Source organism: Flavobacterium sp. FlaQc-52, assembly GCF_044007495.1.
Classification (GTDB): domain Bacteria; phylum Bacteroidota; class Bacteroidia; order Flavobacteriales; family Flavobacteriaceae; genus Flavobacterium; species Flavobacterium cupriresistens.
Genome location: NZ_JBIPCV010000002.1, coordinates 55,501 through 76,481 on the forward strand (window position 1 = coordinate 55,501; position 20,981 = coordinate 76,481).

The window sequence follows — 20,981 nt, forward strand, 5'->3', positions numbered from 1 at the left end:
TTATATATAGAAACTTAAAAATATATAAATTATGAAAAAGATACTTACCTTATTCGCAGTTGTTGGATTAATTGTGTTTTCTAGTTGTGAAGGACCTGAAGGGCCTCCGGGATATGATGCACCAATTCCTTTTGTTACTGAAACTACATTTGACTTTGTTGGTCCAAATTATAATAAGAATGTTTCGTTAACAGGAATGTTGTCGGGAGATAATATTCTAGTGTATGAGTTAGTTAGTGCTCCAAATCAGACTGATAAATGGGCTTTATTACCTCAGATATATTACTTTAATAATGGAACTGAAACTGCTCAGTATAATTTTAGTTTTTCGAAAAATAATGTTACGATTTTTGTTGATGGTAGTTTGAGTGATCTCTCCCAACTGCCTTCTAATTTTAGGATAGGAAAAACATTTAGGATTGTTATTATTCCAGGTGACGACGGAGTTAATGCGAAAAAATCAACTAGTAAATCTGATTACTTAGACTATAATGCAGTTATCAAGAAATATAATATTGATGATAGTAATATTAAGAAATTAAACTAATAGTCTAGTTTATAAATAAAAAAAGGAAATCGTAAGATTTCCTTTTTTTGTATCTCTAAATACAGATGCAAACCTTATTTTTCTTTTTCTACAGCCTCCTTGGTTTTACCATACTTCAAAGAAACCAAAATCCCAACTAAAAGCGAGAGTGCGATAAACCCTAAAGAAGCCCACTCTGGAATGTAGATATAATGGTGTAACAGCATTTTTAATCCCACAAAGGCTAAAATAGCGACCAAACTGTATTCTAAATAACTGAATTTTTCCAGCATATTGGCCAGAAAAAAGTACATCGAACGCAATCCGAGAATCGCAAAGATATTAGAACTAAACACTAAAAACGGATCAGATGTAATGGCCAGGATTGCCGGAACACTGTCTACGGCAAAAAGTACGTCCATAACTTCAATGACGATCAAAGCAACGAATAGGGGGGTAGCGGCTTTTTTTCCTTTGTCGGTCAGAATGAAAAATCGCTCATGATCCATATGGGAAGTAATCGGAATAATCTTCCCTAAGGTTTTGTATACGAAAGAATCTTTGGGGTTGAAATCTTCTTCTTCACCCGAGAATAACATTTTGATGGCGGTAAAAAGCAAGAAAGCACCAAATACATAAGTTGTCCAGGTAAATTTATTGATTAATAGTACACCAAAGAAAATCATTAGTCCGCGGAAAACGATCGCACCTAAAATTCCCCAGAATAAAACACGGTGTTGGTATTTTTGAGGTATTTTGAAAGAAGCAAAAATAATAGCAATCACAAAGATATTGTCAACACTCAAGGACAATTCAATTAAATATCCTGTGATGAATTTCATGGAAGCCACAGCAGGTTTCAGATTGTCGGGATTTGAAATATAGTCGGTAGTGTACAACCAGTATATTACTCCGGAGAACAGAAAAGAAAGCGTTACCCAGATCAGGGTCCATTTGCTGGCTTCTTTAGTACTAATAATATGTGGCGTTTTATTGAAAACACCTAAATCCAAAGCTAAAATAAAAACTACGGCTAACAAGAAGAGAATCCAGACTGTCATGATGCTATTTATTAGTGATTTACAAAGATAGTTTTTGAAATTAAACTTAAAAAGTAATTATCCAAAAGTTATTTCTAAACCTAACAGGTTTTTAAAACCTGTTAGGTTTAAGATGAAAAGGTTCTCGACTTCACTCGAACTGACAACGAATCGTTTTTAAAAACCTAATAGGCTTCTAAAACCTATTAGGTTTAGATAACGAAAACGGCTAAAAAAAAAAGTGCCATCAATTTTGATGGCACTTTTGAATATAATTTAAGCAATGAATTACAAAGCAGACTTTACAGTTTTGATAATTCTTGCTGCAATTTTGTATGGATCTCCATTTGAAGCAGGTCTTCTGTCTTCTAACCAACCTTTCCAACCTTTTTGAACTGTAATTAAAGGGATTCTGATTGAAGCTCCTCTATCAGAAATTCCATAAGAGAAATCGTGAATAGAAGCTGTTTCGTGTTTACCGGTTAAACGTAAGTCGTTGTAAGCTCCGTAAACCGCGATGTGCTCAGCAGTAACAGGTCTGAAAGCCTCACAGATTCTTTCGTAAGTAGCCTGATCTCCACATGTTCTTAAAACTTCGTTAGAGAAGTTAGCATGCATACCAGAACCATTCCAATCGGTGTCTCCAAGTGGTTTTGGGTGGTATTCGATATAGTAACCGTATTTTTCAGTCAAACGATCCAGTAAGTATCTGGCAATCCAGATTTCGTCACCGGCTTTTTTAGCTCCTTTAGCGAATAATTGGAATTCCCATTGTCCACAAGCAACCTCTTGGTTAATACCTTCAAAGTTAATTCCCGCAGCAATACATAAATCAGCATGTTCTTCTACTAATTTTCTTCCGTGTGTGTTTTTTCCACCAACAGAACAGTAGTACATACCTTGTGGAGCAGGATAACCTCCAACAGGGAAACCTAATGGCAATAAAGTTTTAGTATCCATGATGAAATACTCTTGTTCAAAACCAAACCAAAAATCATCATTATCATCATCAATCGTAGCTCTACCGTTAGAAGGGTGTGGCTTTCCGTCCGCATACATTACTTCTGACATAACTAAGTATCCATTAATACGAGTTGGATCTGGATAAATGGCAACAGGAACCAAAAGACAATCTGAAGAACCTCCCTCAGCTTGTTTAGTTGACGAACCATCAAATGACCAGTTTCCAAGTTCTTCTAATGTTCCTTTGAAATTTTCGTGCTCTTCAACTTTAGTTTTACTTCTTAGATTTTGAGTTGGTTCATATCCATCTAACCAAATGTACTCTAACTTAATTTTAGCCATAATAATATAAATTTTTGTTTTTTTGTTTTTTCGCTGGGTCAAAGATATATTTATTTTTTTACTCCTGAAAATTAGGGGGCTATTTTGTTTGAATGACTATAATTTTTTAGAAAAGCATAATTTTGATAGGGGTGTATTTTTTAAAAAGCATTTTTAAAGGCTTAAAAAGGCAAATTCGTAAAAATTGAGGTTGTTTATTGAATTTTCTGTCTGCTGAATTGCGAAAAAATGTTTGTTTAATGAAGAATACTGCGGTGTTTTGTTATATTTATTCGATTCAGATTAATTATTCTTGGTAAAATGCTTTTTCTGTTGATAAATCGTTGGATAAAATTCTGTGATTTAAGTTTCAAACAGGGGGTTTAATTCGTTATATTTGTTTTTCTTTTTTTTAGTGAAAATGAGTACGAATTTTTAAAATTATATACATGTCAACATTACGTTTCCAAGCTTTAAAAGAAGCTTCTACAAGAAAGCCGGTACATTTTGAGGAAATAGACAGAAAGTCTAACATTTTTGGTTCAAATGTGTTTAATGAGAAAGCAATGAAGCAATATTTAACTTCAGACGCTTTAAAAGGGGTACGAGACGCCGTTCAGCACGGAGCTAAAATAGACAGAAAACTGGCAGATTATATTGCCATGGGAATGAAAGAATGGGCACTTGCCAAAGGAGTAACACATTATACACACTGGTTTCAGCCACTTACGGGGACAACTGCAGAAAAACACGACGCTTTTTTTGAAACCTCTTATGATGGCAGTGATCCTGTTGAAAAATTTGGAGGCGCACAATTGGTACAACAAGAACCTGATGCCTCAAGTTTTCCGAACGGAGGAATCAGAAATACATTTGAAGCCAGAGGGTATACAGCCTGGGATCCTACTTCTCCCGCTTTTATATATGGTACCACTTTATGTATTCCAACCGTTTTTATAGCCTATACAGGAGAAGCCTTAGATAATAAAATCCCATTGTTAAGAGCGTTGTCTGTTATGGATGAGGCTGCAACAGAAGTATGTAAATATTTTGATAAAAATGTCAAAAAAGTAACCGCTACTTTAGGATGGGAACAAGAATACTTCCTTATAGATAAAGCATTGGCAAATTCCCGTCCGGATTTAATGATGACCGGAAGAACTTTGTTGGGACATACTTCGGCAAAAGGGCAACAATTAGACGATCATTATTTTGGTTCTATCCCCACTCGTGCCTTAACTTATATGAGAGATTTAGAGCAAGAATGTATGTTATTGGGAATTCCGGTAAAAACCCGTCACAATGAGGTAGCACCTAACCAATTTGAGTTAGCGCCTATTTTTGAAGAAACCAATCTTGCCGTAGACCATAACTCTTTATTGATGGACGTGATGCAAAAAGTGGCAGAGCGTCATGATTTTAAAGTATTATTTCACGAAAAACCATTTAAAGGAGTAAACGGTTCCGGAAAACACAACAATTGGTCATTAGCAACCGATACGGGAGTAAACTTATTAAGTCCGAGTAAGACGCCAATGAGTAATTTACAGTTTTTAACCTTCTTTATCAATACAATTAAAGCCGTAAATGATAATGAAACTTTGTTGAGAGCTTCTATCGCAACAGCAAGTAATGACCACAGATTAGGAGCCAATGAAGCACCACCGGCAATTATCTCTGTTTTTATCGGAGCACAATTGACAAAGGTATTATCCGAATTAGAAAGTGTAACCACAGGAAAATTATCACCGGAAGAAAAAACAGATTTAAAACTGAATGTGGTAGGGAAAATTCCAGACGTTCTTTTAGACAATACTGATAGAAACCGAACATCGCCATTTGCTTTTACAGGAAATAAATTTGAGTTCAGAGCGGTGGGTTCAACTGCCAATTGTTCGAACGCGATGACTACACTAAATGCTATTGTTGCCAAACAATTAATAGACTTTAAAAAAGAAGTAGATTCGTTGATCGATTCAAAAGACATGAAAAAAGACGATGCTATTTTTAATGTTTTAAGAGAATACATCAAACAGTCTAAAAAAATACTTTTTGAAGGGGACGGTTATAGCGAAGCCTGGGAAAAAGAAGCCAAAAAAAGAGGCTTAAGTAATTTTAAAACTACACCTGAAGCCATTAAAGCCAAAGTCTCTAAGCAGGCCTTAGATTTGTTTAGTGAATTGGGAATTTTAAATCACATCGAAGCAGAAGCACGTTACGAAATTGAATTGGAAGAATACACCAAAAAAATTCAGATTGAAGGAAGAGTTTTGGGTGATATTTCAAGAAACCACGTAATTCCTACTGCAATTCGTTATCAAAATACCTTGATTGAAAACGTAAAAGGATTAAAAGAAATCTTCGGAAAAGAATTTGAAACCATTGCAAAAGAGCAGATTGTTTTGATTAAAGAAATCTCCGGTCACATTGAAGGAATTAATTCTAAAGTTGAGGCGATGACCAACGAAAGAAAAACAGCCAATCAATTGACAGATGCGCAAAAAATGGCAGAAGCCTACTGTGATAAAGTAAAACCTTATTTTGAAGATATTCGTAATCACTGTGATAAATTAGAATTATTGGTAGATGATGAAAGCTGGACATTAACAAAATACAGAGAATTGTTGTTTACAAAATAACATTTGCTGAACATTTATTTAAAGCCTGTCTCAAAAAGACAGGCTTTTTTGCGATTATGTTAAAATTAAGTCGGTTATTTTTTAATTTTAACAAATGTTTTGGATTAAATGTAAGGAAATTGCAATAAGTAATTAATTTCTGACGACCCAAAATAACAAAAATAGTAGTTCGTCGAGATAGTGTTACATTTCATCGAAAAGACGTTAATGTATTGTAAAATAGGTATTTGTACTTGATTTTTGTTTGGGTAACTTTTTCTAATTTTGAATCAGAAAAGAGAAAATAAGTGCAAAAATTTGTTTTCAAATGATGTTAGATTCTTAAAGAATTTCACCCCAAGATTCGCTTTAGCCTACATAATAAGTTGTATTAATAACCAATTAAATATATTTATTATGAAAAAAGTAATTTTAAGCATCTCCGCGATGCTATTTGTAGGTGCAGCAGCTTTTGCTCAGGGAAACACTTCTTCTGTAAATCAGGTTGGTAACTCTGACCAAGGTATCGTAAATCAAAACGGACAAACGAATGCTTCTACAATTGATCAATTAGGAAATACCAATAAATCAGAAGTTTATCAAGGTATTATGCCGGGAGTTTACAATGCTAAAAGTAATATGGCAGATGTGAAACAAAAAGGAGACAACAATGGTGCATTTATTTCTCAAAGTAATCACGATAACAAAGCGTATCAAACTCAAACAGGAAACAGTAATGGCGCAACTATCTGGCAAGATCAGATAGCACCACCGGCTTCAGCTCTTGGAGGATGGGATAAAGCAACTCAAACTCAAACAGGAAACTATAATTCAGCTACCGTAGATCAGGGTACAACAGGAAACGAAAAACCAACCGGACTTCCTTTCAATGCTACTCAATTAGGGTATGCAGCAGCAGTTAGTGTTCCGTTTGCTCCTCACAGCCAAAACGAAGCAACCCAAACTCAAAATGGAGATAACAATGTAGCTTATGCTAGTCAAGGTGGAGTTAAAAACAAATCTTGGCAAACTCAAACTTCTCCAACCGGTACTTCTGCAGCTGATAAAAACGTTTCCAACCATTATCAATATGGAAATGAAAATGAAGCAAAAAGTACTCAAACTGGTACTAAATTGACTGAAAACACACTACAAATTGGAGATTACAACAAAGCAACTGTAACTCAAACAGGAGCTTCTCACAGTAGTATTTCTTTCTCAAAAGGAAATTCAAATACGATCTTGGTGACACAATCAGGAATGTAAGGAATGAAATAGATGAGATAGTCGTAGAACGACTATCTCATTTTTTAATTTTAAAAGAGTAAAGATGAAAACTTACATTTTAAATAGTGTCTTGCTTTTGCTTTTTTCGTCCGCATTTTATGCACAGGAGAAAGAAGATAGTCCTTATTTCAGACCATACAGTTCTTCTGTGTTTAATACAAAAGAAGTGGCGCTGAGCGTGATTTCTTCTTTGGATAAAAAAGCACAGAATGATTTATATGCAAGAATCCAATCAGGAGTTCAGATCCAACAGATTGGAGATTATAATACTGTAAACGCCAATCTAAAAGCAACAGAAGTAAAAGTTTCGGTAAATCAACAAGGGAATGGTAACGAATTGTTTTTAGATAAAAATGCAAAAACAATTACGCAGAATATTATCCAAAAAGGGAACGACAATGTTATTTCTGACTTCACTTTGCATACCAATTATAAGGTAAATACGCAGATGATTCAGAATGGAGATAATCAAAATATTAAAAGTATCGGAACCAATTCCATGTCAAAAAACATGAAGATTACCCAAACCGGAAATGGTGCCTCATTAATTCTTATAAATAAGTAAGTATGCATTTTTTATACAGACATATAACCCTTTTATTACTTGTTTTTACTGCGATATGCTATGGACAGGTTCCTCAGGATAAAATAAAGGCAAAAATAGAGATTGAAAAAATAGAAGGAAACGTAAAAATTACGGCCAGTGCTGAAAATCTCACAGAAGTAATTAGAAGTGCTAGTTATAGATTGTCTGCCATAAAAAATAATAATAAAAGTAATAATCAGTCTAATAATTCTCAGGAAGGGATTTTTACCCTCCAGCCAAGCGAAATTAAAAAATTGTCTACTGCTCAGGTAAATCTGGAACCCGATGATGAAGTAATAGTTTTGTTATTGTTTTATGATGAAAATAAACAAATCATAGCAAAAGATCGTGTGGTGATTGGGGATGAAAAAAAAAAGATGATGTGAAAGTTCTTCCTGTGGACGGGTTTGAGTTGAGAGGTATCATTACAGACGATACGAAAACTAAAATAGGAAAGGATTTTTACGATCGCTATTATTACAGATACAATGATATTGGAATAAATGCTGAAAAAATAGTAACAATAGGCGAAGAATATAGTTTTGCACGAAATACCTCCATATCAATCACTATTGATAATGAAGTTATTTATGAATTTTTAGCCAGACCCGATGATGATTTTTTAGATGCTGTCGCAGAAGAATCTGTAAACGCGACCTATGCCTATTTTAAAGAGAAAGAAAAACAAAGCAAATATTTCACTCAGTATTAACTTTATTATTAGCGATATGAAATTTATTTTAACCACCGCAATAGTAGTATTTCTGATCCCTCTGTCTATAAGAGCCCAGGCCTTGGTGTATAAACCTGTCAATCCGGCTTTTGGAGGAGATACCTTTAATTATCAATGGCTTTTAAGTAGTGCAGAAGCCCAAAATAAGCAAAAGGATAAAACAGTAGATACGACCCCACAAACCGATTTAGAGCGATTTAAAGCCAATTTAAATTCGCAATTATTGAGTCAGATTTCCAGTACACTCTACAAACAGCAATTTGGTACAGACGGAATCAAAGAAGGATCTTATACTTTTGGGAGCTTTTCAATAGATGTTTACCCGTCGGCAGATGGTTTAACACTTAATATTTTAGATACCAATACAGGAGAGCAGACTCAGGTAATTATCCCAAATCAATAACATGAGATCGCATCACTATTTATGTATCCTAGTCGGAATTCTTTTTACCGGTTGCGGTGCCTATTTCAATCAGCCTACAGGAGTAGAAAAAGCTACTTTAGGCGAGAGTACGCCGGCGACCTCATTGCTAAAAGAATTGCCTAAGCCAAAAGAACCAGTCATAGTAGGAGTCTATAAGTTCAGAGACCAGACCGGACAATATAAACCGCAGGAAAACGGAAGCAGCTTTAGTACGGCGGTCACTCAGGGTGCCACTTCAATTTTGATTAAAGCGCTTGAAGATTCCAAATGGTTTATTCCTATCGAAAGGGAGAATATAGGCAACTTACTTCAGGAGCGAAATCTAATTCGGGCTACCCGCCAGGAGTATATTAAAAATGCAAATCCAAATGAACCACAATTAACGCCTTTGCTGTATGCCGGAGTTTTACTGGAGGGTGGTATCGTTTCGTACGATTCAAATATTATTACCGGAGGTTTTGGAGCACGTTATTTTGGAGCGGGAGGTTCGGTTAAATACCGTCAGGATCGGGTGACGGTTTATTTGCGGATGATCTCAACTTCCAATGGAAAAATTTTAAAATCAGTTTATGTTTCCAAAACTATTTTATCACAGGCAATTGATGAGAGTTTATTTAGATATGTGAATTTTAAAAGACTTTTGGAAGTAGAAACCGGTTATACTACTAATGAACCGGTTCATATGGCCGTGACAGAAGCAATAGAAAAAGCGGTAGAATCTTTGGTTTTAGAAGGGATTAAAGACAATATCTGGCAGGCTGATGCACCAAAAGAAAAAGTTGATGCGCTGTTGGAAGCCTACAGTAAAGAAACCGAAACAGCAGAAGCAACGGCACTTTACGGAAGGCTTTTAGAAGAACGAAGAAGCAAATTTGCTATGGAAATTTCCGGTGGAGGAACATTAATGGACGGTGATTATGCCAATCCAATTGTGAGACCTTTTGGTAGAGGAGCATTGAAGTTTTTTATTTCACCCAGTTTAGATATCAGTGCTTCTACAAACGTGGTAAATCTTGCGAATAAAAACTTACTCGACGTTGGTTACATCACCTTCGATCTTAATCTGGAATGGATTATACTGCCCCGGGATAGGTTTACGCCTTATGTTTACGGTGGTGGCGGATATGCGATGAATCGAAAATTTGAAAACGTTTACGGCAAATTTCAATACGGTTTAGGTCTTGAATATCTGGCATCGAGAAGAATCGGAATAAAAGTATTCGCAGAACAAAATGTAAATTTTAGCGACAATGTCGATTATATAAAAGCAGGAACCCGAGACGATTACTATTATAAATTCGGATTGGGTCTGACGTATTATTTTGCTAAAAATAAAAATAAAGCAAGTAAGAAAAACTAAAAGGATCTATGGAGTTGCATTCGAAAAAAGAGGGTACTCTATACGTTAAAATAAAGGAGGAGACAGCAGGAAGTTTAAACTTAAAAACAAATGAATAATGAAGTATTTATACAAAATAGCAAGCGTACTTTTTTTATTGTTTTTGACGGCATGCAGTGAAGAAAAAATAGACGAATCTCAGTTTGGAACGGTTTCAGGAAGAGTAGTTTCAGCAGATACTTTTACCCCTATGGAAAACGTAAAAGTATTTTCGAGTCCAACTTCCAGTATTGTATTTACAGGTGCTGATGGAAAATTTACTATTCCAAACGTCAAAGTGGGTGAATATTCTTTTCAGGCTCAAAAAGACGGGTATATTGCCAAGTTTGAAGCTGTGACGGTTGGAGCTAATAAAGCGGCAGAAATTGTATTCGAACTTAAAAAATCAACAGCAAACAACAAACCGCCAACCGTTCCGGTATTGGCAGCACCGACAGATAATAGTACGGGGCAGGTGATTCCATTAGATTTGACTTGGACCGTAACCGATCCCGATGCAGACGAACTGACTTTTAAAATAACAGTAAGGAACAATAAAAACAGTGACGTAAAAGTCTATGACGCCGTAAAAGAGAAAAAACTAACCTTGACTGATCTGCTCTACGGTGTAAAATACTATTGGCAGGTTGAGGTAACAGATGGTGTAAATACCCCCGTTTTAAGTGCTCTAAGTAGTTTTACAACAATGGCATTTCCAACGGCACGCTATTTATTGGTTAAAAAGGTAAACGATAATAATGTAATTTATGCAGCCGATGATACCGGGAAACAATACCAACTAACAAGTTCTGATAAAAACAGCTGGCGTCCAAGGAGAAATAATCAGGCCAATAAAATCGCTTACATCGCAACAAATGGCTCTCAAAATGATATTTATACGATGAATTTAGACGGAACAGGAGCAAAAAAAGTAACCAGTTCGGTTCCAATTGCGGGTTTCAATTCAAATTATATAGGTTTCTCTTGGAATACTTCCGGTAGTGAACTGATTTACCCCAACTTTGATAAATTGTACAAAATAAGCAGTGACGGAAGTGGTCTCACAAAAATATACCAAACACCAACAGGTAAGTTTATATCAGAATGTGATTGGAGTGCTGATGGAAAGAAAATTGCTTTGAAAGTAAATGATTCAGATGGTTATGGTGCTGAAATTTATGTCATTAATTTGTCTGGAGTACTAACAACATCAATTACTTCGGGAGAAGACGGAGCGTTGGGCAGTGTGAATTTTTCAGTTACCGGACAAAAGCTCGTTTATACCAAAGATGTTTCAGGATTTGAAAATTCAACGTACCGACAGTTAGATACCAGAATTTTTGAATATAGTTTTCTAACGTCGACTTCGACCCAGATTGTAACGGAGAAGACATCAGGAACAAATGATTTAGACGTTCGCTATTCGCCTAATGAATCCGAATTAATTTTCACGAACACGTCTAATGATGGTATTTCAGCCAAAAATATTTTAAAAACCAGTATCGGTATTGCCAATTCCAGACAGCTATTGTTTTCGGGAAGTTCGATGTCCGATTGGGAATGATTTAAGGAATGCTAAAAGTTTCAAAACCAGATTTAATAGCAGAATTCGGCATTGCCTAAAAACATGCCGAATTTTTTTGCGAATCAAACAATTGAATCAACCAAAGAATTAAAAAAACTGATTATCTTTGCACCACATCAACACAAACTAATTTTCATGAGTTCAGATTCTAGCAAAAGGTACGCACAAAGAGGTGTTTCGGCATCAAAAGAAGACGTACACAACGCCATAAAAAATATTGATAAAGGTTTATTTCCACAAGCATTTTGTAAAATTGTTCCTGATTATTTAACCCAGGATTCAGACTATTGCCTAATCATGCACGCAGACGGAGCCGGTACAAAATCGTCTTTGGCCTATATGTATTGGAAAGAAACAGGAGATATTTCGGTTTGGAAAGGAATTGCTCAGGACGCTTTAATCATGAACATAGATGATTTATTATGTGTTGGTGCAACCGATAATATTTTACTTTCTTCCACAATTGGAAGAAACAAAAACTTAATCCCCGGTGAAGTGCTTTCAGCGATTATCAACGGAACAGAAGAATTGATCAACGAATTAAAATCTTTTGGCGTAACCATTCATTCAACAGGTGGAGAAACCGCAGATGTTGGTGATGTTGTTCGTACCATTATTGTAGATTCTACCGTAACGGCACGTATGAAACGCAGTGATGTTGTTGATAATGCAAACATCAAAGCAGGAGACGTAATTGTTGGTTTGGCTTCTTTTGGTCAGGCCACTTACGAGAAAAGTTACAATGGCGGTATGGGAAGTAACGGACTTACTTCTGCGCGTCACGATGTTTTCGGGAAATATTTGGCTGCCAAATATCCGGAAAGTTACGATGCTGCAGTTCCCGAAGAATTAATTTATTCCGGACAGGTTAACTTAACGGATGAAGTAGAAAACAGCCCGATAAACGCAGGTCAGTTGGTACTTTCTCCAACAAGAACTTACGCGCCGATTATCAAGAGAATTTTAGACACCTATACACCAAACGAAATTCACGGAATGGTGCATTGCAGTGGTGGAGCACAAACTAAAATTTTACATTTCGTTCAGAATTTACACATTATAAAAGACAATTTATTTCCGGTTCCACCATTGTTCAAGTTAATTCAGGAGCAATCAAAAACAGACTGGAAAGAAATGTATCAGGTTTTCAATTGCGGTCACCGTATGGAAATCTATGTACCGGAAGACATCGCACAGGATATCATCGCGATTTCAAAAGAATTCAATGTAGAAGCTCAAATTGTAGGTAGAGTAGAAGCTGCTGATGCTAAAAAATTGACGATCACCAGCGAGTACGGTACTTTCGAATATTAATTTTTTTAAGGTTCTGAGTTGCAAAGTTGCTAAGTTTCTGAGATTTGTTCACAAAGATGAGACTGAAAACTTTTATAAAGGTTCTGAGTTGCAAAGTTTCTAAGTTTCTGAGATTTGTTCGCACAGATGAGACTGAAAACTGAGACTGCGAACTTTTGTAAAGGTTCTGAGTTGCAAAGTTTCTAAGTTTCTGAGATTTGTTCGCAAAGATGAGACTGAAAACTGAGACTGCAAACTTTTGTAAAGGTTCTGAGTTACAAAGTTGCTAAGTTTCTGAGATTTGTTAGCACAGTTGAGACTGAAAACTGAGACTGAGACTGAGACCGAGAACTTTCTAATTAAACAGTTACGCTTCTACAGGAGCTAAAAAAAAATACTAATCCAATAAGCTATGTAAGTTCATCCAGGCACAACGCCAACAATTTAAATGAACTTACATAACTTATATGGTTAAAAAAAAACACTAGATTATGTACGAATTACTTTTTTGGAGATATTTAGACGAAATTTACCTGAACCATCATGAAGTTTATGAAGCTCTTGTGGAGAACGAAGAGGTAAATGGACTTGAAAAACTTCCGGTAGATGTAATTATGAACCGAATCAAATCGGTATTTTCTCAATGGGAAAAAGTCGATGAAAACAGTTGGAAAAATCCAAAAGGAAAAGGAGCATTTCAAGTAATCACCACTCCACAAAGCGTACGAATCGATTGTTACGGAACCGAAGGCAAAACAATGAATCAGTTGGTAAGCCTGATGGAAGAATTCAAATGTCCGTTGTACGACCCACAAGTACCGGAACGTTATGATGAAATGAGTGAGTAATCGGATTTCATTAAATTAAAAAAGAACGATTTTCTAAAATAAATACTGCAATGAATTTTAGTTTTACCTCCACCATAATACTCGAAGACGACTCCGTTCTACTGCGTCCGCTACAGGAATCTGATGTAGAAAATCTATTGGAAATTTCTATTAATGAACCTGAAACCTGGAAATATTCTTTGGTAGGTGCCGATGGGAAAGAAAATCTGATTAACTATATTCAGTCAGCTATAAAAGCAAGAGAAAATCAAAAGGAATTTCCCTTTATTGTTTTCGATAAAAAATCTCAGAAATATGCAGGTTCAACTCGTTTTTACGATATGAGTCTGGACTATAAAACCCTGCAATTAGGATATACCTGGTACGGTTCTGCTTTTAGAGGAACAGGACTTAACAAACACTGCAAATTTTTACTACTACAATTCGCTTTCGAAACGCTGGGGATGGAACGCGTTGAATTTCGTGCCGATAATAATAACCAAAGAAGTATTGCCGCCATGAAAAGTATCGGCTGTAAAGTCGAAGGTGTTTTACGCAGCCACATGCCAACAGCTAATAGTGAAATCCGTCGTGATTCTATTGTTTTGAGTATTCTAAGAAACGAATGGTTTGATGAGGTAAAAGAAAATCTAAAGCAAAAATTGTAATTTTAGGTGCAATTAAAGTTGAACACGAATTACACGAATTTTCACGAATTAATTATTGAGATTCTTTGTGGGAAATTTTTTGCCACTGATTAAAGGATTAGAATGATTTAGCCAATGCTACAGTTCACAAAGAAATTAGTGAAAATTGGTGCAATTCGTGGCGAAAAAAGGCTGGACACGAATTGCACGAATTTTCACGAATTAATTATTGATATTCTTTGTGGGAAATTTTTTGCCACTGATTAAAGGATTAATATGATTTGGCCAATGCTGTAGCTTACAAAGAAATTAGTGCAAATTGGTGCAATTCGTAGCGAAAAAAAACTACCTAACTCTTACTATTTCACTTGATGCTAAACCAAGATATTTAAAAGGGATTTAATTTACAGTCATTTTAATTTTTTAGAAACCAATTTTATTGTATTTTTCTACCCGAAAATTAAAACTTTAAGACGGAGTTACTAAATCGATTTTGTAATTGATTTTCAGTAGGTTAATTAATTGGTTTTTGGGCGTAAAATAGAGTGCTGTAATCGCATTTTAGGAACCGGTCGATTAATTAATTCTTTATTGAAAGTGACTCTAATTAATATTTCGAATATATGCACAAACAACCTCTATGGAGGAGTATTAACTTTCTAACGAATAATAAAACCAAAAGAATGATTAAACCAAGCATTTTAAAAGCGGTGAAGTATCGTAAAACCCTTTTGTTATCATCATTTTTGATGATCGCAGGTTCTTACACTATCGAAGCACAGAAAAAAAAGACAGATTTAAAAGATCTGATTCAGTATGTTGATCCAATGATTGGGACAGCCAAAATGGGGCATACCTATCCGGGTGCCACAGTTCCGTTTGGAAGTGTACAGTTAAGTCCCGAAACCGATACAATTGCTTACGCTTCAAACGGGAAATACAATGGCGAAGTTTATAAATATTGTGCCGGGTACCAATACGAAGACAAAACAATTGTAGGTTTCAGCCACACTCATTTTAGTGGAACAGGTCACTCTGATTTAGGAGATTTTTTAATCATGCCGACAACCGGAAAATTGCAATTGAATCCCGGAACAGCTTCCAAGCCTTTGTCTGGCTATCGATCTGCCTTTTCGCATGCAACGGAAAAAGCAGAAGCGGCCTATTACAGTGTTCTTCTGGAAGATCATAAAATCAAAGCAGAACTCACGGCTACAACGCGTGTTGGAATGCATCAGTATACTTTCCCTAAGTCAGATGAGGCACATATTATTCTCGATCTAACTTCAGGGATTTACAACTATGATAAAAAGAATGTTTGGACTTTTGTTCGCGTAGAAAACGATACTTTAATAACAGGATATCGCCAAACAAGCGGGTGGGCAAGAACCAGAACGGTTTATTTTGCCATGTCTTTCAGCAAACCTATTAAGAGTTACGGACAAGGTGCTCTTGAAAAAAGCGTGTACAGAGGTTTTTGGGGAAGATTTGATCAAACAAAGAATTTTCCTGAAATGGCCGGACGTGACCTGAAATTGTTTTTTGATTTTGATACTCAGGAAGGCGAAAAAATCAAAATTAAAAAGGCTTTATCTCCTGTGAGTTCCGCTGGTGCTCTTGAAAACATGAAGAAAGAAATTCCGGACTGGGATTTCGAACGTGTTAAAAAACAAAGTCAGGAAGTTTGGAACAAAGAGTTGAATAAAATTCAAATCGAAGCCCTTCAAAAAGAAGATCTGGTTAATTTTTATACCGCGATGTACCATTCTTTCTTAGGGCCAACAGAATACATGGATCTTGATGGTACGTACAAAGGTTTGGATATGAATGTACACAAAGCCGATAATTTTCGTAATTATACCAGTTATTCTTTATGGGATACCTATAGAGCTTTGCACCCGTTGTTTAATATTGTACAACCGGCAAGAAATTCAGATATGATCAGTTCTATGCTGGCACATTCAGATCAAAGTGTACATAAAATGCTTCCGATCTGGTCGCATTATGCCAACGAAAATTGGTGTATGATCGGTTATCATTCCGTTTCGGTAATTGCAGATGCTATTGTAAAAGGAAATACCAATTTTGATCCCGAAAAGGCACTTCAGGCTTGTGTGAATACCGCTAAAGTTCCTTATTACGACGGTTTAGAATTTTATATGAAAAAAGGGTACGTTCCGGAAGACAAAAACGGAGCTTCGGTTTCTAAAACTTTAGAATATGCCTATGACGACTGGGCAATTGCTCAGGCCGCTAAAAAATTAGGTAAAACCGAAATCTATAATGAATTTATTGAAAGGTCAAAAAACTATAAAAACGTGTATGATGTCAAAACAGGTTTCATGCGCCCGAAATTAAATGACGGAACTTTCAAAAAAGAATTTGATCCTTTAGATACACACGGACAAGGTTTTATTGAAGGAAATTCATGGAATTACAGTTTGTATGTACCGCACGACCCGGCTGAAATGATAAAATTAATGGGGGGTAATGATAAATTTAAGGTTCGTTTAGATTCTTTATTTAATATGCATCTGCCGGAGAAATATTTCGAAAATACAGAAGACATTACAAGAGAAGGAATTATCGGGAATTATGTTCACGGAAACGAGCCATCACACCACGTAGTTTATCTGTACAACTGGACCAATTCACCGTGGAAGGCACAAGACAAAATTAGAATGATTTTGAAAAAAATGTACCGTAACGGAGCTGACGGTTTAGGAGGAAATGATGATTTCGGACAAATGAGCGCCTGGTATATTTTTAGTAGCTTAGGATTTTACCCTGTTGCTCCCGGTTCTGACGAATATGCTTTAGGAAGTCCATTAGTAAAAAATGCAATTTTTAATCTGGAAAGCGGTAAAAATTTCGAAGTAGAAACGGTAAACCAATCAGATAAAAATGTGTTTGTGAGCAAAGTTCTTCTAAACGGAAAATTACTTTCTAAACCTTTCTTAAAACACTCAGATGTAATTAACGGAGGAAAAATCACTTTTTATATGAGTAGTAAACCTAATAAGAGTTATGGGTTGTAAGTACCAAAACTAATAAAGAAGAATTTTTAATCTGACAGGTTTTTAAAACCTGTCAGATTTCCTCATAAGTTAATGTCCCCCTGAGCGAAGTCGAAGGGAGCTTTTAAAACGTAGAGGGCTTCGACTTCGCTCAGCCTGACAATCGGGTGGTATTGAAATTTGCGAAAATTAGTGCAATTCGTGGCTAAAAAAACATTGCAAACAAAAAAGACAAACATAATGGAGTTTGCAAAAAACTTCACGAAATTTGCCTTTCAAATAAAATTACAATCACTATGAAAATAAATCTAAAATCGGGAATTGATAAATTGCTTTTCGGAATGAAGCAAAATGATGTAACGGCTGCTTTAGGAAAACCGGATAAAAATTACAATGATGAAGATGATAATGTAATTTTCGTATATAATGCCCAAAAAATCAGACTGACTTTTTATCAGGAAGAAGACATGAGATTAGGTTATTTAGTAGCTTCAGCCAATGATTTAGAAGTTTTTGGATTCAAACTAATCGGAAGAAAAATTGCTGATGTAAAGAAAGATTTGGCAACAAAAGGAATCACAAAATACAATCAGGAAACTTTTGATACTTTCGAGAATTACTTCAACGAAGACAACTGGTTTATTCTTCAAACCGAATTTGATGAAGTAGTAAAATTTGAAGTTGGAGCAATTATCAACGACAAAGACGAATTTGACTGGAAATTCCCGGTAAAAAAATAATTTTAAAACAAAGGCTTTTAGTAAAACTGAAAGCCTTTGTTGTTTTTGGGAAGGTTGTTATTCTAAAGATGTAGCTCGTGAATTCGGTTGTTCTATGGACGTTTTTGCCATTTTCGTGATAGGAGAATCGTCGCAAGAAACTCCGCTAACCTTTTCCAGAATCTTGTCATTCTGAGGAACGAAGAATCCTCACAAGAAACTCCGCTAGCCTTTTCCGCAATCTTGTCATTCTGAGGAACGAAGAATCCTCACAAGAAACTCCGCTAACCTTTTCCACAATCTTGTCATTCTTGAGGAACGAAGAATCCTCACAAGAAACTCCGCTAACCTTTTCCACAATCTTGTCATCCTTGACGAAGGAAGGATCTTCGTAAGTAACTCCACAAAGTATTATTTAAATAGATGTGTATTATATTTTTTTATTATTTAAATAAGAAAAATCTTTCTTTTTTATTTCAAAAACAAATTAAAACTACTACTTTAGCTTTATGAAATTACAAGAAGGATATCATACTTACTACATTTATATAATTACGAACAAATCAAAGACTGTTTTATATACTGGAGTAACCAACAGTTTAAAGACTCGTTTGCATCAGCACAGTGAAAACTGCATAACGGGTAAAATAACTTTTGCGTCAAGATACAAAGTAGAGTTTCTGCTTTACTATGAAAAATTTACTTGGATTCAAGAAGCGATTAGTCGGGAAAAAGAAATAAAAGGTTGGCGAAGGGATAAGAAAATGGAACTGATTAAAACAATTAATCCCGATTTGGATTTTTTGAATTATTTATTTGTTTAGTGCTGTAGAGATTTTGTATTTGAATTCTTTGTGGAGTTACTTACGAAGATCCTTCCTTCGTCAGGATGACAAGATTGCGGTTAATCTTTGTCTTTTTTTCTTGTTTTGTAGCCTTAAATGGTCATACCTATATTAGAAATCTTCTCAAAAAATAGGTTGTGCATTCTTAAAATGTCGAGTTACTTGTAAAGATTCTTTATTCGAATGGCAATTTTTCCATAAAACATATTTTCATAAAAAAAACCGACAATCACTTGTCGGTTTTCATGTATTCAGATTAAAAAGATTATCCTTTTAACCAAGCATTTTTAAGTTTCTCTTTTGAAGCATCGGTAGCTTTAAAAGTTTCTGTTTCTTCGTATGGTAATTTTACAGTTCCTTTTATAGTTTGCGCTGCACCACCACGTTTAATTTGAAGCGTGATAGCATCATTTTCTTTCCAGTTTTCACTTTCTGTAATTAACTCATAGATGTTTGTTAATGAGTATGGTTTATTGTTTACAGATACAATGATATCACCACCTTTTAAGTTTAGATTTTTGAAAAAATCATTTGGCTCAATATCCGAACGAACCGCAATCTCTTTGGTTTGTTTGTCAATTGTGATATAAGGCGTTTGACCTTTTAAGAAAATTGAGCCCGGTTTTTTCTCTGTTGCTTTTGTTACACCAACTTTAGCTAAATAAGTGTCATAAGGAATTGGAGTAGTACCTTGTACATATGTTTTCAGGAATTCACCCACTTCAGGGTACGTCAATTCTGTGATTTTTGCAAAAAGTTCATTGTCGTTAAACGGTTTGTCTATACCGTATTCATTAGATAATTTATGCATTAGATCAAGGATTCCTCTTTCTCCGTTGCTTTTTTCTCTGATGATAATGTCAATACACATACCGATTAAAGCTCCTTTTTGATATACATTTAGGTATTGATCTTTATAAGGTTGCTCTAAAACATTCGCACTCATTACCGTAAAAGACATCGTGTCGTTTAAACGTTTAGCTTGTTCGATTTTATCAGCAATACGAGTGTAGAATTCAGCTTCATCAATTAAACCTTGATTGATTTGAAAAAGATTCGCAAAATATTCTGTTACCCCTTCGTACATCCATAAATGCTCAGACATTTTTGGTGCGTTATAATCAAAATATTGAATTTCTTTTGAATGGATCGTTAATGGTGTTACGATATGAAAAAACTCGTGAGAAACCACATCTTTCATCGATTCTACCAACTTTTCTTTTGGCATAGATTCCGGTAAAACTACAGTCGTAGCAGTAGGATGCTCTAAAGCTCCAAAACCATGAGCGTCATCTTTAGCCATGCTTGATAAATACAATAAAACCGTGTATTTTTTTGTAGCATTTACTTTTCCTAAAAAGTTCTTCTGAGCGGTCATCATCGTTTTCATTTCCGGAGTGATACTTTCAGCCGTAAATTTTCCTGTTGGAGAATATACCGCGATCAAAATATCCATTCCGTTTACATTAAACGTAGTGTAATCCGGTTTAGAATACATAATCGGATTCTCAACCAAAACGGCATAACGTGGCGTAGAAAACACATCACTTGTTTTGCTTGCATCTTCGTCTGTCATTGACGTTGCTCCCCAAAGTGCTTCAGGATGTGTGATGGTTACTTTATAAGGAACATCTAACTTATCTTTAAAATACCCAACAAAACCGTGTGTATTGACCATGAAGTTCACTCCCGCGTTGATATTAGTTCCGGCCGGTGAGAAAACATCGTCATTACCAAATCCGGTTCCTTTTTCAGTATCAAAAGTATCACCAACTAAATAGGTGATTTTTTTTAATGTTTTAGCATTTGAGATTGACCATGAATTATCGTCAATTCTTTTTACTGTTAATGCATTTCCTTTAGCGTCAAAAGCTTTGAAATCATCAGAATATTTACCGTAATTATCAGTAGAATAAGTTCCTGGTACTGTTTTAGGAATACTGTAAATTACCTCGTCTGTCTTGATTTGTGGAGGTGTAACGGTTACTAAAACCTTATCGTCTTTAACATCTGTAAGGTTAATGTTAACGTCGACCGTATTTGATTTTGCAGCTCCGGAAGAAGTACCGGTTTTACAGCTCCATAATGTTATGGCGAGCGCTAAAGTGTAAATTATTTTTTTCATTATGTTTGAGTTTAGTTATCTGTGTTGGACTGACAAAATGTAAAATT

Annotated in this window: 18 protein-coding genes; 15 read left to right on the forward strand and 3 right to left on the reverse strand. The window is 35.4% G+C overall.

Annotated features, from left to right (window positions below; translation table 11 throughout):
- Positions 1–31 precede the first annotated feature (31 nt).
- Positions 32–547, forward strand: coding sequence for a hypothetical protein (locus ACHRV5_RS04045; protein WP_395425874.1), 516 nt, complete (start codon positions 32–34; stop codon positions 545–547).
- Between the two features lie 74 nt (positions 548–621).
- Here the strand turns inward: ACHRV5_RS04045 and ACHRV5_RS04050 are convergent, their stop codons facing one another.
- Together ACHRV5_RS04050 and ACHRV5_RS04055 are read right to left on the reverse strand one after the other, a co-directional pair.
- Entirely contained in the window at positions 622–1,587 is a 966-nt protein-coding gene (locus ACHRV5_RS04050; protein WP_047775663.1) for a TerC family protein, read from the reverse strand.
- Between the two features lie 267 nt (positions 1,588–1,854).
- The gene (locus ACHRV5_RS04055) at positions 1,855–2,871 is read right to left on the reverse strand and encodes a glutamine synthetase beta-grasp domain-containing protein (RefSeq protein WP_047775796.1); all 1,017 of its coding nucleotides are present in this window, start codon (positions 2,869–2,871) and stop codon (positions 1,855–1,857) included.
- A gap of 428 nt (positions 2,872–3,299) precedes the next feature.
- On the opposite strand from ACHRV5_RS04055, the gene ACHRV5_RS04060 reads away from it, so the two are divergent.
- The 14 genes from ACHRV5_RS04060 (at position 3,300) to ACHRV5_RS04125 (ending at position 18,788) form a co-directional block, all read left to right on the forward strand.
- The gene (locus tag ACHRV5_RS04060) at positions 3,300–5,489 is read left to right on the forward strand and encodes a glutamine synthetase III (protein ID WP_395425875.1); all 2,190 of its coding nucleotides are present in this window, start codon (positions 3,300–3,302) and stop codon (positions 5,487–5,489) included.
- A gap of 396 nt (positions 5,490–5,885) precedes the next feature.
- Entirely contained in the window at positions 5,886–6,734 is an 849-nt protein-coding gene (locus ACHRV5_RS04065; protein ID WP_047775666.1) for a hypothetical protein, read from the forward strand.
- Positions 6,735–6,798: 64 nt separating this feature from the next.
- Complete coding sequence (locus ACHRV5_RS04070; protein WP_395425876.1) at positions 6,799–7,320, forward strand: hypothetical protein; 522 nt, start codon at positions 6,799–6,801, stop codon at positions 7,318–7,320.
- A 2-nt stretch (positions 7,321–7,322) separates the two neighbouring features.
- A complete protein-coding gene (gene csgH, locus ACHRV5_RS04075; RefSeq protein ID WP_047775670.1) occupies positions 7,323–7,727 on the forward strand; it encodes a curli-like amyloid fiber formation chaperone CsgH in 405 nt (134 codons plus the stop codon).
- Entirely contained in the window at positions 7,724–8,053 is a 330-nt protein-coding gene (locus ACHRV5_RS04080; RefSeq protein WP_230005111.1) for a curli production assembly/transport protein CsgE, read from the forward strand. The genes csgH and ACHRV5_RS04080 overlap by 4 nt, the downstream gene beginning before the upstream one ends.
- A 16-nt stretch (positions 8,054–8,069) precedes the next feature.
- On the forward strand, positions 8,070–8,477 hold the full coding sequence (locus tag ACHRV5_RS04085) for a curli production assembly/transport component CsgF (protein ID WP_230005112.1): 408 nt from the start codon (positions 8,070–8,072) through the stop codon (positions 8,475–8,477).
- A gap of 1 nt (position 8,478) precedes the next feature.
- Positions 8,479–9,858 (forward strand): CsgG/HfaB family protein, encoded by a 1,380-nt coding sequence (locus ACHRV5_RS04090; protein WP_230005113.1) that lies wholly within the window; start codon positions 8,479–8,481, stop codon positions 9,856–9,858.
- Between the two features lie 97 nt (positions 9,859–9,955).
- Positions 9,956–11,440 carry a carboxypeptidase regulatory-like domain-containing protein gene (locus tag ACHRV5_RS04095; protein ID WP_395425877.1) on the forward strand — a complete coding sequence of 495 codons (1,485 nt, stop codon included), beginning with the start codon at positions 9,956–9,958 and terminating at the stop codon, positions 11,438–11,440.
- Positions 11,441–11,596: 156 nt separating this feature from the next.
- The gene (locus ACHRV5_RS04100) at positions 11,597–12,775 is read left to right on the forward strand and encodes an AIR synthase related protein (RefSeq protein ID WP_395425878.1); all 1,179 of its coding nucleotides are present in this window, start codon (positions 11,597–11,599) and stop codon (positions 12,773–12,775) included.
- 470 nt (positions 12,776–13,245) lie between these two features.
- The gene (locus ACHRV5_RS04105) at positions 13,246–13,602 is read left to right on the forward strand and encodes a hypothetical protein (protein WP_230005116.1); all 357 of its coding nucleotides are present in this window, start codon (positions 13,246–13,248) and stop codon (positions 13,600–13,602) included.
- A gap of 50 nt (positions 13,603–13,652) precedes the next feature.
- Positions 13,653–14,249 carry a GNAT family N-acetyltransferase gene (locus ACHRV5_RS04110; protein WP_395425879.1) on the forward strand — a complete coding sequence of 199 codons (597 nt, stop codon included), beginning with the start codon at positions 13,653–13,655 and terminating at the stop codon, positions 14,247–14,249.
- 662 nt (positions 14,250–14,911) lie between these two features.
- Positions 14,912–17,266, forward strand: a complete 2,355-nt coding sequence (locus ACHRV5_RS04115) for a GH92 family glycosyl hydrolase (RefSeq protein ID WP_395425880.1) — start codon at positions 14,912–14,914, stop codon at positions 17,264–17,266.
- A 275-nt stretch (positions 17,267–17,541) separates the two neighbouring features.
- A complete protein-coding gene (locus ACHRV5_RS04120; RefSeq protein ID WP_047775680.1) occupies positions 17,542–17,985 on the forward strand; it encodes a hypothetical protein in 444 nt (147 codons plus the stop codon).
- 488 nt (positions 17,986–18,473) lie between these two features.
- Positions 18,474–18,788, forward strand: a complete 315-nt coding sequence (locus ACHRV5_RS04125) for a GIY-YIG nuclease family protein (protein ID WP_047775682.1) — start codon at positions 18,474–18,476, stop codon at positions 18,786–18,788.
- A gap of 286 nt (positions 18,789–19,074) precedes the next feature.
- Here the strand turns inward: ACHRV5_RS04125 and ACHRV5_RS04130 are convergent, their stop codons facing one another.
- Positions 19,075–20,934 (reverse strand): peptidase M61, encoded by a 1,860-nt coding sequence (locus tag ACHRV5_RS04130; RefSeq protein WP_230005119.1) that lies wholly within the window; start codon positions 20,932–20,934, stop codon positions 19,075–19,077.
- Positions 20,935–20,981 lie beyond the last annotated feature (47 nt).

Bases quoted from the DNA above. Each gene is read 5' to 3' on its own strand.
- ACHRV5_RS04085 (WP_230005112.1), top strand. From the start codon at position 8,070: ATGAAATTTATTTTAACCACCGCAATAGTAGTATTTCTGATCCCTCTG.
- ACHRV5_RS04070 (WP_395425876.1), top strand. From the start codon at position 6,799: ATGAAAACTTACATTTTAAATAGTGTCTTGCTTTTGCTTTTTTCGTCC.
- ACHRV5_RS04110 (WP_395425879.1), top strand. From the start codon at position 13,653: ATGAATTTTAGTTTTACCTCCACCATAATACTCGAAGACGACTCCGTT.
- csgH (WP_047775670.1), top strand. From the start codon at position 7,323: ATGCATTTTTTATACAGACATATAACCCTTTTATTACTTGTTTTTACT.
- ACHRV5_RS04065 (WP_047775666.1), top strand. From the start codon at position 5,886: ATGAAAAAAGTAATTTTAAGCATCTCCGCGATGCTATTTGTAGGTGCA.
- ACHRV5_RS04125 (WP_047775682.1), top strand. From the start codon at position 18,474: ATGAAATTACAAGAAGGATATCATACTTACTACATTTATATAATTACG.
- ACHRV5_RS04130 (WP_230005119.1), bottom strand. From the start codon at position 20,934: ATGAAAAAAATAATTTACACTTTAGCGCTCGCCATAACATTATGGAGC.
- ACHRV5_RS04115 (WP_395425880.1), top strand. From the start codon at position 14,912: ATGATTAAACCAAGCATTTTAAAAGCGGTGAAGTATCGTAAAACCCTT.
- ACHRV5_RS04050 (WP_047775663.1), bottom strand. From the start codon at position 1,587: ATGACAGTCTGGATTCTCTTCTTGTTAGCCGTAGTTTTTATTTTAGCT.
- ACHRV5_RS04045 (WP_395425874.1), top strand. From the start codon at position 32: ATGAAAAAGATACTTACCTTATTCGCAGTTGTTGGATTAATTGTGTTT.
- ACHRV5_RS04100 (WP_395425878.1), top strand. From the start codon at position 11,597: ATGAGTTCAGATTCTAGCAAAAGGTACGCACAAAGAGGTGTTTCGGCA.
- ACHRV5_RS04120 (WP_047775680.1), top strand. From the start codon at position 17,542: ATGAAAATAAATCTAAAATCGGGAATTGATAAATTGCTTTTCGGAATG.
- ACHRV5_RS04105 (WP_230005116.1), top strand. From the start codon at position 13,246: ATGTACGAATTACTTTTTTGGAGATATTTAGACGAAATTTACCTGAAC.
- ACHRV5_RS04060 (WP_395425875.1), top strand. From the start codon at position 3,300: ATGTCAACATTACGTTTCCAAGCTTTAAAAGAAGCTTCTACAAGAAAG.
- ACHRV5_RS04095 (WP_395425877.1), top strand. From the start codon at position 9,956: ATGAAGTATTTATACAAAATAGCAAGCGTACTTTTTTTATTGTTTTTG.
- ACHRV5_RS04055 (WP_047775796.1), bottom strand. From the start codon at position 2,871: ATGGCTAAAATTAAGTTAGAGTACATTTGGTTAGATGGATATGAACCA.
- ACHRV5_RS04090 (WP_230005113.1), top strand. From the start codon at position 8,479: ATGAGATCGCATCACTATTTATGTATCCTAGTCGGAATTCTTTTTACC.